Below are 1076 nucleotides of genomic sequence, written 5' to 3'. Positions count from 1 at the left end.
TGTACCCGGCCATCAGGTTGGTGTCAGGCGGCTGACCGGCGGGAGCCCTCCGAGTGCGCTGTGGCGTCGTCGAGTGTTGTAGTACTCGACCCAGGGCGCAAGTGCTTCGGCGCGCTCGGCGTTGCTGGTGAACACCTGCCGGTAGGCCCACTCGGTTTGCAGGGTCCGGTTCAAGCGTTCGACCTTGCCGTTCTGCCACGGGCAGTGCGGTTTGATGAACTTCTGCCGGATGTCGTGCTCTGCGCAGACTGCTCGTAGCGACCAGCGGTAGGCCCATGCGTTGTCGGTCATCAGCCGTTCGATGCGGGTGATGCCGTGGCCGGCGAAGTAGTCGATCGCCCGTGTCAGGAATGCTGCACAGGTGGCGCCCTTCTCGTCCGGGAGCACTTCCGAATAGGCGAGACGGGAGTGGTCGTCGACGAGCGAGTGGACGAAGTCGAACCCCACCTTCGTCGAGTGGTCTCGGTTCCGATGCTCACGGCCGTGGGCGCGCCAACCACCACCGTCCGGGATGCGGCCGAGCTTCTTGACGTCCATGTGCACCAGTTCGCCCGGATGGTCGCGTTCGTAGCGCACCGCGGTCGCCTTCGACGCCCGGATCACCTCACCGGTCAACGGATCGCAGTGGGCCAGGTAGGGCACCCCGTGGCGGCGGAGTACTCGGGAGATGGTGCGGGCGGGGACGCCGAGTTCGGCTGCGAGCCAGTCCGGTCCGCGCCGTTCATGCCGGCGTAGGTCGACGATCCGTTCCTCGATATCGACGGGGGTTCGGGTCGGCATCGTGTGGGGGCGTGAGGATCGGTCGTGAAGCCCGGGCTCGCCTTCGGCTTCGTAGCGGCCCACCCAGGTGGACACGCATTTGCGGGAAATGCCCATCGCGCTGGCGATATGGGCTTTCGGCCAGCCGTCGCGGTGCCGCTCGATGATGAGCATTCTCCCGAGATAGGTCGTGCGGGCGTTACGGTGTGACACGAGAACCTCCGAGCGGATGTGGGCCTTAGACAAGCCACACCCCACTCGGAGGTTCTCTTCGCATCAAGCCGACACGCCTGCTACCAACGTCCTGGCCGGGTACA

General features: G+C 65.7%; 1 protein-coding gene. It reads right to left on the bottom strand.

Annotation, left to right across the window (positions count from 1 at the left end):
* Nucleotides 1–12 precede the first annotated feature (12 nt).
* The gene (locus FFS72_RS26275) at nucleotides 13–972 is read right to left on the bottom strand and encodes an IS481 family transposase (protein WP_137876696.1); all 960 of its coding nucleotides are present in this window, start codon (nucleotides 970–972) and stop codon (nucleotides 13–15) included.
* Nucleotides 973–1076: the final 104 nt, after the last annotated feature.

Origin of the sequence: Rhodococcus sp. Q, assembly GCF_005503035.1 — a bacterium.
Lineage (GTDB): Bacteria > Actinomycetota > Actinomycetes > Mycobacteriales > Mycobacteriaceae > Rhodococcus_G.
Note: the sequence above shows the minus strand (reverse complement) of the source record. Positions and strands in the feature narration are given on the sequence as shown.